Here is an 11,433-nt window from a genome sequence, read left to right as displayed (position 1 = left end):
GAGTAATAATAATAATGATAATAATAATAATAGTCGGAGCATGGCCTACTACAGCATGAACTCACGCTCCGACGGTATGCATTATAATGTAACTGGCTATTTCCCCGCTCTGTCGTAACCTGTTTGTTTGATTTTCAGCCAATCCTGCATGCCAAGACGATCAAGCTCTTTGATGAATGCGTCCCACTCTTTGTCCACGTTTGCGCCTTGCATCCATTCCGTACGCTTCTTCAGAATATATGGCCACAGGTCGGCTTCGGTTTGGGTCAGGCGCTCTGATTCCTCTTTGGAGAAAAATACTCTCGGATACATATGCTGAGCTTTCATATCCGGCACATAGATCTTCTTCAAAATATCAATGCGATAGGCCGCATCGTCCGGCATCGTCGTAACCTTACCGTAATAGGAATCGAGAATAGCTAACGGTCCTCCAGCGCTCGTTTTGACGCGCAGCTCGTTCGGTGAAGCACCGTTCAGCGGCAAGTGCTTCAGCATTTTAGTAGCTTCGTCCATTTCAAAAATATTCTGCTGCGTTTCGTCGCCATAAGTTCCCCAATTGTTCTGTACAGACTGGGACGGATCATACATTGCGTCTATCCATTTAATCGTCGCTTCGATGTTCTTGTTATCGGCTGTGATCACCATTCTGCCGCGGTCAAATCCCATACCGTTCGCACGGGCTACATTCTTCCAGCCGTTCGGCCCTTCCAGTGCCGGCATCGGTTCAAACGGACTGTCCATGCCGCTCACATTCGCCTTGTCCCAAGTGAAGTACAAACCGTAGCGATCATCTTTTGCTTTGGCTATAAATTTGTTCCAGTCTTGGGTAATGAACTCCGGATCGATCAGACCCGCTGCGTACAGTTCCTGCAGGTACTTCATGCCTTCCTTATAGCCCGGCGCCAATACAGCATTGTTCACTTTGCCGTCATTGTCGACCAGCGTTAGATCCCCGTTAAAGCCAGATCCAAAGGAACCGAGAAGGAAGCTTAAATCCTCGTTGCCCCCGTCATCATTAATAAAAGAAATCGGAATCTCGTCGGCTTTGCCATTTCCATTCGGATCCTTCGTTTTGAACGCGATCAACACTTGTTTCAGTTCTTCCGTCGTCTTTGGCATTTGCAGGCCAAGCTTATCCAGCCATGCCTTGTTAATCCACGGAATATTGTTGACAGAGTGAATGCTCTCCTTGCCTTCACCAAGCTCCTCAATCCAAGGGAAGGCGAGGATGTGCCCGTCCGGTGAAGTCATCATACCTTTGTATTGGGGTGCCTGCTCCAGCACCTTACTGAGGTTCGGCATTTTCTCAGGCGTAATGTATTCCTCGACAGGAATGATTGTGCCATCATCGGCCAATTTCAACAAATCGAAATCACTCAGGCCGGCGTTGAAAAGTGCATCCGGAAGCTCACCTGTGGCCAAAGCAAGATTCCGCTTCTCGACGTAAACATCTTCCGAATAGACTTTCCAGTCGATATGAATACCGGTCTTTTCTTCCAGGCGTTTGAAGATCAGCTTATCATTCGGGTCTTGAGGAGCAAGCGGTGAGTTCGGCGTCATGAAGGTTAGGGATTGATCACCGGAATTTCCCTTTTCTTTTTCGCTTCCTTTATCGCTGCTGCATCCCGTAATTGCCATAACAGCCGTCAGGGAAATGATGGATAATGTTTTCTTAATATGTTTCATAGTAATTCTCCCCTTTTTGTTGTCTTCATTTAAATAACTGTAGGCTCTCTACTTGAGGGAACCGACCATGACACCTTTTTCGAAGTATTTCTGGAAGAAAGGATACATTACAAGAAGCGGAAGACTTGAGACTACGATGGCTGCATACTTCATCAATTCAGACAATCGCGCTAACTCAGCCTGTTCCTTAATAGAAGAGACAATATTCGGATCAACCTTGTTCAGAATCAGAATACGCCGAAGTACGAGCTGCAGCGGATATTTATCTTGATTCTCCAAGTAGATCAGGGATTGAAAGAAATCGTTCCAGTGACCAACGAAGGCATATAACGCAAGGACAAACACGATAGGCTTGGAAAGCGGTATGATAATGCTAAAGAAGATTGTGAAATCCGAGGCACCGTCAATCTTAGCCGCTTCGTTCATTTCCTTTGGCAAGCCCCGAAAGAACGTCCTGGCCAGAATAATGTTCCAAACGCTCACTGCACCCGGAATAACAAGCGCCCAGATGGTATCAAGCATGCCTAGACTCTTCACCACGAGATAAGTCGGGATCAGACCACCGCCAAAGAACATGGTGATAATGAAAAGCGTCATTATTATTTTTCTTCCTACGAAGTCGTCGAGCGACAATGGATATCCTGCAAAGACGCAGACAGAAACCGTTATCACTGTGAAAACGGAGGAATATAGCAACGCGTTCAGAAATCCACCAATGATTTTGTCATCCGATAAAATCATTCTATATCCCTCAAGGCTATAATCTGAGAAGTCGAAGGATAACCCCTTATTCAGGAGTGCCGTCGGTTCCATGAACGAAGCCACGACCATATAAATCAGCGGACCAATAATCGCTACAACGAGGAGAACTAGCAGGGTGAAGATAACACCGAGCACGATCCGGTCCATCTTGGTTGGTTTAATACTGTCCATGATGATCTCCTTTCCTATACAATTCCATCACCATCGTTAACCCGTTTCACGATAAAATTCACCGTAAACAGCATAATGAGGTTAATGACGGTATTAAACAATTCCACAGCAGCGGAGAACGAATAGTTCGCCTGCTGGAAGCCGATCCGATAGACATAAGTACTGATCACATCCGATTTCTCCATGTTCATCTCGTTCCACATCAGAATGGCTTTGTCACCGCCGCCGGCCATAATGCCGCCTGCCGCGAGAATGATCATGATCGCAATAACCGGCCTGATGGTGGGTAAATCGATATGCCGTATACGCTGAAGCAGGCTTGCACCGTCAAGTGTCGCCGCATTGTGCAACTCCGGATCCACATTGGCCAATGCAGCCACATATATAATGGACGACCATCCAGCCCCCTGCCAGATTCCGGAGAGGATATACATCGGACGGAAATATTCCGGTTCTGACATAAACGAGAGCGGCATCCCGCCAAAGGCCACAACTAATTTATTTACCGGGCCTGTTGGAGAGAATAAGACAAAGAGCATACCCACGACAACAACAACAGAAATGAAATTCGGCGCATATAGGAACAATTGAATGTTCTTTTTCATCGCGGCCTTGCGCACCTGATTCAACATTAATGCCAGAATAATCGGCACCGGGAATCCCAGCAAAAGACCGTAAATGTTCAACTGAAGGGTATTGAATAACAATTGCTCAAAATTGGGTGCATTAAAGAATCGTTCGAAGTGATGAAACCCAACCCAGTCACTCCCCAAAATACCTTTGCGAAAGCTGTAGTCTTTAAAAGCGATCAGAACACCATACATAGGGAGATATTTAAAAATAATAGTCAATACGACTGCCGGAAGGACAAAAAGGTAAAGCCAATAGTTGTTCTTGATATACCTGAGTTTCTCCATAAGTCCTGTGCGATTCCGGGCTTCCGGTCTTTTATTTTGTGTAATTCCAGAAGTTTGTTGCAAGGTCTCCTCCCCCTCAATACTCATTTGCAAAACATAATTGTGATTTTGGATACTTCTCGCGCGAAAGTAAGTGCTTCCATAAGTCACTGTCAACGGCTTAGCAAATTTAATTTACAACATCACGATTACTTCGTCAAGAGTTTTTATGACTATAAAAGTAAACATATGCACACAATAAAAACACCATTTCATTTTAATAACGTAAAATTCATTGGTTTTTCTGCTTTAAACAACGAAATATTAGTTTTTTATTATGAAAAATCCATAACTAAGTGAATGCACACCGTACATTTTACTTGTGCATTTGTTTACTATTGCACTAAATGTAAACCTTATTAATCTTTCTTTTTACTTTTTATCCAATTGTTCATTTGTAACAATTAAGTTGACAATTACATTAATTTATACTAAGATTATTTTGGTCGAGAACGCATTACTTCTGCTAAAGGAGCCATTATCTTTGGACAAAGAAAAAGTAACCATTCAAGATATAGCCGATTCGCTTGGACTTTCTAGGAATACCGTATCCAAAGCATTAAATAATAATCCCTCTATACCGGATGAGACACGCAACAAAGTGGTTAGGAAAGCTATTGATATGAATTACAAGCAGTTCGCCTTGTTCGAACAAGAAGGCACACCTGCCAAAAAAACCGGTAATATCGCCCTGCTTACGGCAAATATGCCGAACAATTCACATTTTGGCACGTCACTGCTAAGCGGCCTCGAACAAAAAATCAGCTCCGAAGGCTTCAATTTGTCGATACATATCGTTCGAGAGAATGAACTCGATTCGTCGGCTCTTCCTGTGAATTTCGACAAAAGTAAAGTAGATGGCATTGTCTGTATCGAATTGTTCGACAAGAGCTACTCGGAGTTTATTACGTCATTCGGGATCCCGACATTATTCATTGACGCTTCAGCAGAACTGACGTTTTCTGAGATGAAGGCAGATATACTGCTGATGGAGAACATTCACAGTACTTTCAGTCTAACGAAGAAGCTCATTGATGAAGGAATTACGGAGATCGGGTTTATCGGCGATTCCCGCCATTGCATGAGCTTCAACGAGCGCTGGGACGGGTTCACCAAAGCCATGTATACCGCTCGGATTGATCTTGATGATTCCTTCTGCATTCTCGAAGACGACCGGCATATCGCTGACTATAAGTGGCTTAAGCAGCGACTAGCAAGCATGACTAATCTTCCACCCGCGTTCGTATGTGCCAATGACTACATCGCTATTAATGCCATTCGTATCTTAAAGGACCTAAATATTCAAATTCCTGGTGAGGTTAGGGTCTGCGGATTCGATAATTCCCCAGAGTCGCGAATCGTGGAACCCCACTTGACCACCGTTCATATCCACCGATCCGAAATGGGCTTTCTTGCTGCCGAGATGCTTCTTTCCAAAATCGAAAATCCCGGTAGACCTCCACTGGTTACGCATGTTAAGACTATGCCGGTTTTCCGTCAATCGACGGGTCATGAGGAGTAGAAAGTATGGTGAAGTGAGACAACTCAGCTGATGCTGACATCGGAACCCCTGCGCTGATGGCTGATCATCCACTGAAAAACCAGCTTTTCGTGGTAAAAACAAGTACATGTATCAAAAAGAGGACGGCTTATTCTGAATTCACAGAATAAGCCGTCCTCTTTATCTTGGGATTTATAGATATCACAGTGCATACTGATTTATCAGTAGAGTGTCGAGAAATTACGGCTTATTCTGAATTCACAGAATAAGCCGTCCTCTTTATCTTGGGATTTATAGATATCACAGTGCATACTGATTTATCAGTAGAGTGTCGAGAAATTGCCTATGAAGATCTTGATGATTCGGATGGTGACAAAGGTGAGCATGGACTAATGGCTGTACTTGTATTATCCCATGAGCCTTTTGAATATACAGGAATAAAGATTTCGCCATGCGCAAGCATCCTAGCTACAAGAGTGGCTTGGCCCCTCTCTTGGTTGGACTTGCACTAACTAGATAATGCGTGCCTCTGGGCACGCCTCCAAAATAAAGAGCTGTCCCAAGCAGCCATTTAGATTTCGCCATGCGCAAGCATCCTAGCTACAAGAGTGGCTTGGCCCCTCTCTTGGTTGGACTTGCACTAACTAGATAATGCGTGCCTCTGGGCACGCCTCCAAAATAAAGAGCTGTCCCAAGCAGCCATTTCATGGCTTTTGGGACAGCCCCTTTTTTTTAGGAACTAAGCATTGAAGCTCGTATCTACTCCAGCTGAATTTCATTGTTATTTTCCAAGATGCTTTTTTTTGCCGATGCGCATCGGCGAGCCGCTAATTCAGGCGGTTCACCGCATGATTCGGCACGGCAAAGGCGACTATCGTCCCTTGACCCGGATCACTCTGAATGTGTAACCCCTTCCCATATAATTGTTTCAACCGTTGATTAATATTGAATAAACCAACTCCCTGCCTTTGGTTCGAACGTTTGTCGAATAGTTGTTGCAGCGTTTTTGTATCCATTCCCACGCCGTTATCGGCAACGGTTACTTCTGTACGATCTTCATATTGGGCGATGTGAATATGAATCATTCCGCCCGACGAACGACTCATGATGCCGTGCCGCACTGCGTTTTCAACAAGCGGTTGAATGGAAAGTGGGGGAAGCCTTAGCTCCATGTTCGCTTCGACTTCCCAAACCGTATTCAGCCTGCCTTCGAAACGTTCATTCTCGATATATAAGTAAGAACGTACGAGTGCAAGCTCCTGTCCAAGCGGAACAAGCAGCTCGGAATTTTGAAAGTTGAAACTGGCCCGTAGATAATTGCCGAACTCGTCGAGCAGCAGGCGCATCCTGTTCAGATTGACGTCGCTAAGCGCAGCTATTGCATTGAGGGCGTTGAATAAAAAGTGCGGTTGTATTTGCGCCTGCAGCCATGCCGCTTCCATACGCAGGCGTTCGCGCACGGAACGGTTCAAATCCGTTAATGCCCGTACCCGAACCTTTAACTCCATTGCATCCGCAGGCTTCACAATGTAATCGTTAGCCCCTGCCAAAAAACCGGCGGCGATATCCTCAGGCTTGTTGCGAGCGGTCAGAAGCAGAATGGGCAGTTCCGAGCTCGAATAGCGCTCTCGAATCGCTCTCGTTAACTCGTACCCTGACATGTGAGGCATCATGACGTCAGTAATAACAAGATCCCATACTCTCGTGCTCAGATGAGACAAGGCATCATTTCCGCTCGTAACCGAAATGATGTCGAAAGATTCCCCAGCCAGAATGTTCTCCAGTATTTTCAAGTTGAGCGGATCATCGTCCACAGCCAATACCGAAGGACGCACCGATCTCCCCACAACGGCAGAATCGTCATCCATACCGTAACGGATGTTCATGTCGGCAGCGGCGGCGGTTTCCGCATAGACAGGCGGCAGGACGGCTGCAAAATCCGCTTCCCGTTGAACGGGCGAATCGGACAGCGCCAAAGCAAAGGTGAATACCGAACCTTGGGCAGAGGCAGATGTCACTTCCAACGTTTCGCCGTGCAGCTCTACTAACTGCTTGCAAATGCCGAGGCCCAGTCCGATGCCGCCCCCGGGCGACGCCGTAATGCCAGAGTCACCTTGCTCGTAAGGGTTGAAGATTCTTTGCAGCATTTCCTCGTCCATGCCGACACCCGTATCCGCAACGCTAATGTACGCCTTCCCGTCTTGTGCGACCACCCGGATGGCGACAGTTCCCTCGTTGGTAAATTTGATTGCATTGTGAACGAGATTAAACAAAATTTGAATGAGCCGGTTTTCGTCTGCCATCACAGGAGGAAACTCGTTCGGAATCTCATTAACCAGCCGAATCGGTTTACTAACAGTCATGAAGCGAAGCATGTCGAATACGCCGGAAGCGACCGCCTGCACCTGGACGGTCTGCACATGCAGGCGGATGTTCCCCTCCTTGAGACGAGTCAAATCAAGCAGGTCATTTAACATAAACGACATGCGCCGGCCGACTGTTATCACCAGCTCCAAATTTTGGACACTCTCACCGCTCAACGAATGTTTTTCGCTGTCAAGGACGGTTTGCGCCATATTCAGCATTCCGTGCAGGGGATTTCGCAATTCATGGGATGTGTTCGCCAGAAAATCGTCCTTCTGCTTGTCTGCCACTCTTAACTGCTCATTTAGTTTGGCGTTTTCTTGGGAATTGCGGAAGTACTGCTTAAACCAGTAAGCGGAAAAACTGATGATAGCCACCAGCACGTCAAACGGGAAATAAATGTTTATTACTTCCAAGTGAGCATTAATTAGTCCCCATGCGGAGCTGGATAATATACTCATGGTGGCAAGCAGCAGGAAGGGGGCACCTGGCTGATTTCTGGCTATAAGTTTGCCAATCAGATAGATAACCCAGGCCATTGGAAACCAATAAAGCAGCCTGAATAATTTTAATTCGATTAAATAGTAAATGAGCGGAGGCGGCATGACCAACATAAATCCTGAATACAAAGCCAGAACAATGGCGTACGTACGGAATAAAACCGTGTTTGTACGGAGCTTGACAAATATTCTGGTAACCAGCAGGAAAAAAAAGGGGACCAACGTGTACGAGAGCATCTTAATTTTCAGTGCCCATGCATAGTTGATGAAAGGCATACCTACCAGCAGCAGGCTGTCGTTATCAGACACAATTGTAAGCCCGGCGGTCAAAAGCAGCATGAAAAAGGCAAGCAACCCTTTTTGCCAACTGAACAGGTATAGCATCACGGCGTACAAGCCAAGAAACATCAGTAACACGAAGGTCACAATCTGAAAGCCAATGGAGATCCATCGTTCAGTATTGATGGCCGCATCCGACCCGAAGCGGATGGCTTTGACAATGCCGCCATTATGCGGATTATCAAAATTGGCCACGCGTACAAGCAGCTCGATCTCATTCACCCCGTTTGCCTTATAAAGCGGGGTATAAGAAATCCGGCGGGGCTTATATGTATTCGCTTGCTCAGCCGGTTGGCCGACTCCTGCTATCTGACCATTGAATTCAACAACGGAAGAGGCTTGAATTTCCTGAATCCAGAATTTGAAGGACTGTTGCGGCAAAGGGTCAATCAGAATGCGCAGCCGGTACGTACCGTAACCGAACGACGACTTTGAGCCTGCCGGTAAAGCACTTCGCCAATCTCCCGGAACCATGATATTGCGCTTGTCCAGGGATTTCCAATCCTTGTTTTCATGAGTGACGAATGCTTCCGGATAAAAATCCCACTCGCCATTCAGTGTAATGGAACGGGAGCTCGCGAAGTCCCAGCCGCGCAGATCGAGCACGCCTTGAACCGCACGAGGATGTTCAGGCGTAAGAAAAAACCCGGACCAAATCCACCGGACACCGAGAAGTATCGAGAGAAACAGGATGAACGTCACAGCATACTTCAGGGCGTTTTTGTTTTTTATCCAAATCATACAGGGCTCACTCCCAACGTTTCGCCGTTCAGTTCTGCCAAATGCTTGAACATGCTAAGCACACATCCGGCAGCTTTCATAATTCGACAAGAACAGCGGGAATCCCTTGTTTCATAAATCGGGGGATTGGCACATTAGCCAGTGTTGTGAGGCGCAAAAAAAAGAGGAGGTGTTAGCCCCCTCTTAATCATTAATACTAGTCGATCAACTTTGTAGCTTTCAGCAATCTTTCCACCATGGCCGCTGTTTCCGCGCGCGTCATCGCCGCTTTCGGGTTCAAGCGCTGTCCGCCGGTCCCTTGCAGGATACCAGCCTTAATCAGTTGGGCTGCGGACTCCCGGGCATACCCGGAGATTTGGTCCATATCGCTGTAAGGAGCCAGAATCTGATTGATTTGTAGTGCGCTCAGCGCCTCTTGCGGCTGAACGATATGCAGGGAGCGGGCGATCATAGCGATGCCTTGCTCTCTTGTAATCTGTTCGCTGCCGTGGAACCCACCGTCTGCAAAGCCTTTGATAATGCCGAACTGGCTGGCAATTGTTACGGCATCGTGGTACCAAATCAACGGTGTTATGTCATTATACGGCGTACCCACTACACCTTGGCGCATTAAGCCCAGTCCACTTGCCACAATCGTGGCAAATTCCGAACGGTCAATACTGCGATTCGGGGAGAAGGTATTGTTGCCTGTACCTTCAAGCTGCAGTCTGGCTGCAATATTGTTGATGCTCGCTTGTGCCCAGTGGCTCTTCACGTCATCGAAATTTTGCGGATTCCAGATGACCGAGTAGCTGCCCTGGCTGCGCAGGTCGTTGATCATTGCAAAATAACGGTTGTTGATTTTCGTTACGACTGTCGGCACATGGAACACGGTACCGTCCGGATTAACAATGACGCCAGTCGTAATTTTGTTCGGATCAATGCCTTCAGGCAATGCGATATAGCGGGGCGCGTAGCCCGTCAGTTGATCTGGCTTAACGGTTTGACCTTGGTAAGTGAAATTAAGCGACAGATCGACCGGATCAACGAGCAGATCGTAGCCGCCTTTGGTTGCCTGAGCTTTCGCTGCGGCTTTCAATGCGTCAGACGATTTCTTGATATCAATATCGACAGCAATTTCGCCAAGCGGCGCACCGTTCCATTGTTTGATGATTGAACCCAGATCCATTTGTTTACTTGGAATCGGATAAATAGCAAGCTGGTTCTCGATATTCAGCGTGGAGCCGGTATCGGACAACTGCTTCAGGGTTGCTGCGGTCAAACCTGCAACCTTGACCTCACCGTCGCCAGGCACAAGCACATTCAATTGCTGTCCGTTGCCTGTAGAGAGAATAGCTGATAGTTTATCTTGATCAATCACAACGGTCGTTACGTTGTTTGCCGTTGTGCCAGTTGCGAAGCCACTGTCCTCATTGTTTACGGTTGTTTTCACGCCCGATGCCGGAGCAGGAGTAGCTGAAGGTGCAGGCGTAGCTGAAGGTGCAGGACCTCCGTTCGTGCCGGAGCCACCACTAGGGGCGCGAGTCACCGTTACGATGTACGTCTGCGTGGTGCCGTCCTGCGCCGCTACGACCACCTTGATCGTGTTGATGCCAACGCTGAGCGGCAATGAATCGGAAGCGACGCCACTTGTCAAGTTAATCGGACCTTGTACCAATATGCCTTCGCTATTGTACACGCTCGCTGTCACCGTAGAATAAACAGCATCATATACCGTTGCCGTCACTGTCGTGTCGCTCACGCTGTTCGGCACACTTGTCGTATAGTTTGTGGTGTCTGCCGCAAATGCCGGGCTCAACGTGCTGCTAGACAGCTTCAAATCCTCCAAGCCCGCGTTGTTAGCTACTGTACGAATCACTGTTCCTGTGCTGATAGCAGACGCCAACTGCGTCGCTGTCGCTTTCACACGGGTTACAATTGTATAGTCCGTTCCTGGCATGAGCCCGGTGAACGTCGAACTATCTTGCCACGTCACTCCGCCGTCGATGCTGTATTCCTGACCAGTGACGGCTTGCATTGTAATGCTTGTTACTGTTTTGCTAACTTCTGCCGGTGCTGCCGGTGCCTCGTCGCCGCCTGCTGCCGCTACCGCCCCCGTTGCCGCGCTCGTCACGCTTCCTGTAGCATGTGTATCGTCAGCGGTTACCATCACGGTGATCCCTGCGCCGAAGTCTTCAGCGGTTAACGTGTAGCTTGAACCCGTCGCATTCGTGATAGCGACTCCGTTCCGGTACCATTGGTAAGTCGGCACATTGGCTGACGTGTCAGGCGAATAAGTGATTCCCGATAAGTCCGCAGTCAACGTTTCACCAACTTTGGCGACACCGCTGATTCCCACGCTGCCTCCCAGCTCCGAAATCCCAATATTTTTTGTGGCAGTGATATTGTTGCTAATGACACCGGAATTATATTC

Annotated in this window: 6 protein-coding genes; 1 reads left to right on the top strand and 5 read right to left on the bottom strand. The window is 47.5% G+C overall.

Features of this window, described 5'->3' with window-relative positions; all coding sequences use genetic code 11:
* Window positions 1-96: 96 nt before the first annotated feature.
* The 3 genes from QW71_RS03605 to QW71_RS03595 are packed head-to-tail and all read right to left on the bottom strand — an operon-like array spanning window position 97 to window position 3,536.
* On the bottom strand, window positions 97-1,686 hold the full coding sequence (locus tag QW71_RS03605) for an ABC transporter substrate-binding protein (protein ID WP_039293354.1): 1,590 nt from the start codon (window positions 1,684-1,686) through the stop codon (window positions 97-99).
* Window positions 1,687-1,734: 48 nt separating this feature from the next.
* On the bottom strand, window positions 1,735-2,619 hold the full coding sequence (locus tag QW71_RS03600) for a carbohydrate ABC transporter permease (protein ID WP_039293353.1): 885 nt from the start codon (window positions 2,617-2,619) through the stop codon (window positions 1,735-1,737).
* A gap of 14 nt (window positions 2,620-2,633) precedes the next feature.
* Window positions 2,634-3,536, bottom strand: a complete 903-nt coding sequence (locus QW71_RS03595) for a sugar ABC transporter permease (RefSeq protein ID WP_235441379.1) — start codon at window positions 3,534-3,536, stop codon at window positions 2,634-2,636.
* Window positions 3,537-4,059: 523 nt separating this feature from the next.
* Here QW71_RS03595 and QW71_RS03590 point away from each other — a divergent pair.
* Window positions 4,060-5,097 carry a LacI family DNA-binding transcriptional regulator gene (locus QW71_RS03590; RefSeq protein ID WP_039293348.1) on the top strand — a complete coding sequence of 346 codons (1,038 nt, stop codon included), beginning with the start codon at window positions 4,060-4,062 and terminating at the stop codon, window positions 5,095-5,097.
* Between the two features lie 806 nt (window positions 5,098-5,903).
* Here QW71_RS03590 and QW71_RS03585 read toward each other — a convergent pair.
* Both QW71_RS03585 and QW71_RS03580 read right to left on the bottom strand, forming a co-directional pair.
* Window positions 5,904-9,020: an ATP-binding protein gene (locus tag QW71_RS03585; RefSeq protein ID WP_039293346.1), complete on the bottom strand. Its 3,117-nt coding sequence runs from the start codon at window positions 9,018-9,020 to the stop codon at window positions 5,904-5,906.
* Between the two features lie 196 nt (window positions 9,021-9,216).
* Window positions 9,217-11,358 (bottom strand): S-layer homology domain-containing protein, encoded by a 2,142-nt coding sequence (locus QW71_RS03580; RefSeq protein ID WP_160311769.1) that lies wholly within the window; start codon window positions 11,356-11,358, stop codon window positions 9,217-9,219.
* Between the last annotated feature and the right edge of the window lie 75 nt (window positions 11,359-11,433).

This window comes from Paenibacillus sp. IHB B 3415 (assembly GCF_000802655.2).
Taxonomy (GTDB): domain Bacteria; phylum Bacillota; class Bacilli; order Paenibacillales; family Paenibacillaceae; genus Paenibacillus_AQ; species Paenibacillus_AQ phytohabitans.
Note: the sequence above shows the minus strand (reverse complement) of the source record. Positions and strands in the feature narration are given on the sequence as shown.

Excerpts from the sequence above, each read along its gene's own strand:
- QW71_RS03605 (WP_039293354.1), bottom strand. The coding sequence starts at position 1,686 with ATGAAACATATTAAGAAAACATTATCCATCATTTCCCTGACGGCTGTT.
- QW71_RS03600 (WP_039293353.1), bottom strand. The coding sequence starts at position 2,619 with ATGGACAGTATTAAACCAACCAAGATGGACCGGATCGTGCTCGGTGTT.
- QW71_RS03595 (WP_235441379.1), bottom strand. The coding sequence starts at position 3,536 with ATGGAGAAACTCAGGTATATCAAGAACAACTATTGGCTTTACCTTTTT.
- QW71_RS03585 (WP_039293346.1), bottom strand. The coding sequence starts at position 9,020 with ATGATTTGGATAAAAAACAAAAACGCCCTGAAGTATGCTGTGACGTTC.